Origin of the sequence: Micromonospora sp. M51, from assembly GCF_018070305.1 — a bacterium.
Classification (GTDB): Bacteria; Actinomycetota; Actinomycetes; order Mycobacteriales; family Micromonosporaceae; genus Micromonospora; species Micromonospora parva.
The window spans coordinates 1-1315 of the sequence record NZ_JAGPXZ010001145.1 but is presented as its reverse complement, the minus strand read 5'-3'; the positions used below and the strand labels follow the sequence as shown (position 1 = coordinate 1315).

Here is a 1315-nt window from a genome sequence, read left to right as displayed (position 1 = left end):
GCTGTACCGGCTCTTCTAGTTCCCGACCGATCAAGAGGCTGCAAGCGTGATCAACTTCCGCTACCACGTGGTGTCCCTCACCGCGGTCTTCCTGGCTCTGGCGATCGGCCTGGTGGTCGGCACGGCCGCCCTCAACGGCCCGGTCGCCGACTCGCTCGAGGGGCAGGTCACCGGGCTGCGCAAGGACAACCAACACTGGCGCCAGACGGTCAGCAACATGGAGAAGCAACTCGCCCTGGAGGAGGAGTTCGCCGAGGAGATCTCCCAGGTCGTCCTGCCCGGCACCCTCACCGGGCGGCGGGTGGTGGTGCTCAGCCTGCCCAACGGCCGTGACCACACCGAGGGCGTGCTCAAGAAGCTCCAGCAGGCCGGGGCCACCATCACCGGTCAGGTCGACCTGCAGGACAAGTTCATCAACCCGGACAACAACTCCAACCTGCTGGAGTTGGCGGTCACCGCGGCCCGACCGACCGCGCAGACCACCGGCCTGCCGGGCAACGGGCACGGCGTGGAGACCTCCAGCGCGCTGCTGGCCAGCGTCCTGCTGGACCGGGCCCAGGGCGTCGCGCCGGTCAGTGACGCCGACCGGCGGGCGGTGCTCGCCGCGTACAACAACGCCGGTTACCTGACCACCGACAGCAACAAGGTCACCGCCTCGGCGGAGGCCGTCGTCGTGGTCAGCGGCCAGCCGTACGTCGACAAGGACTCCGACAAGCGGGACGAGTCGGTCGTCAAGATCGCCGAGCAGTTCGACCGCACCGGGTCGATAGTGGTGGCCGGCAACGGTTCCGTCGGGGGCAACCTGGTCGGCGTGGTGCGCGGCGACCCGGTGCTCACCCAGACCATCTCCACGGTCGACAACGCCAACACGGTGCAGGGGCAGGTGGTGACCACCCTCGCCCTGGTGGAGCAACTCACCGAGAAGAAGGCCGGACAGTACGGCGTCGGCGACAACGCCCCGTCGCTGCTGCCTAGACTGCCCCAGTGAGCGAACGACGTACCCCCGTGTCCGGATCCGACCAGGCGGCGCGTGACCGAGCGAGCGAGGTGGCGGCGTGAGCGCGCTGGGTCGGCTGTTGATCGCCGCCGCAGGTGCCGCGGCGGCCCGCTACGCGCTGCGTGAGGCGCGTACCTCACCGGCCGGGCCCGCGTTGGAGCGCACCAACTTCCGCGGCCGCACGGTCAGCCTGGCCGCCGGCCCGGCGCTCGCCGCCGGCGCTGCCGCCGCCGGCGCGTTCGGTGCCACCGGCGGTGCCGCCGGTGGTGCCGCACTGGTCGCCGGGCTCGGTGCGGGCGGCGTCGGGCTCTACGACGA

Annotated in this window: 1 protein-coding gene and 1 pseudogene; both read left to right on the top strand. The window is 71.1% G+C overall.

Annotated elements, in window-relative coordinates:
• The first annotated feature begins 46 nt into the window (after positions 1-46).
• Positions 47-988, top strand: a complete 942-nt coding sequence (locus tag KBX53_RS33200) for a copper transporter (protein WP_030334897.1) — start codon at positions 47-49, stop codon at positions 986-988.
• 67 nt (positions 989-1055) lie between these two features.
• Positions 1056-1315, top strand: a pseudogene (locus KBX53_RS33195) (hypothetical protein); the annotation flags it as partial.